Origin of the sequence: Salmonella sp. SAL4457, assembly GCF_046548235.1 — a bacterium.
GTDB classification, from domain to species: domain Bacteria; phylum Pseudomonadota; class Gammaproteobacteria; order Enterobacterales; family Enterobacteriaceae; genus Salmonella; species Salmonella enterica.
Window position 1 is genome coordinate 1 of sequence record NZ_JBGDZO010001034.1, and the last position, 248, is coordinate 248.

Consider the following 248-nt stretch of genomic DNA (forward strand, 5'->3'; position numbering starts at 1 on the left):
GCCCTGCACCATCACCCACGGCAGGCTATCGCCCAGTTGGAGCGGGCCATTGCCGAGCTCGGGCGACCGGTGCTGGTCGGCAGCTCCCTGGGTGGCTACTATGCGACCCATTTGGCGGAGCGCCATGGCCTGGCGGCGATCCTGGTCAATCCGGCGGTCGCCCCGCATCGCTCCTTCGACGGCTACCTGGGCGCGCAGACCAACCACTACAGCGGCGAGACCTGGGAACTCACCGAGGACCACGTGGC

The 248-nt window shown here is 69.0% G+C and carries 1 protein-coding gene; it reads left to right on the forward strand.

All coding sequences use genetic code 11. From position 1 onward, the window contains the following. Positions 1–3 precede the first annotated feature (3 nt). The coding region (locus tag ACLJNW_RS27320; RefSeq protein WP_410961686.1) for a YqiA/YcfP family alpha/beta fold hydrolase at positions 4–248 on the forward strand (245 nt) is incomplete at its 3' end.